The following is a 263-nucleotide window of genomic DNA, read 5'->3' on the forward strand; positions in this document are numbered from 1 at the left end:
GTGCGAAGGCGCCACGATCATCTACTGCAAGTCGTCCAGCGTTGCTGGCAAGGTAGCCCGCGAACTTGTCCGGCTCGGCTATGGCCAGCCGTTCCAGAGCGAGCATATTGACTGGGTTGCCGAGGAGTTTGACCCGGAGTGGGACTACACCTATGCCCTCAGGAACGGTATTGGTCTGCATTTTGGCGGTCTCCCCAGGGCGCTGCAGCAGTACACCGCCGACCGCTTCAATGCCGGTGACCTTCGGTTTATACTGTGCACCG

1 pseudogene is annotated in these 263 nt (G+C 60.1%); it reads left to right on the plus strand.

From position 1 onward, the window contains the following. Positions 1–263, plus strand: a pseudogene (locus SB765_RS30635) (hypothetical protein); the annotation flags it as partial.

The sequence above is a fragment of the Pseudomonas sp. SIMBA_067 genome, assembly GCF_046534675.1.
Lineage (GTDB): Bacteria > Pseudomonadota > Gammaproteobacteria > Pseudomonadales > Pseudomonadaceae > Aquipseudomonas > Aquipseudomonas putida.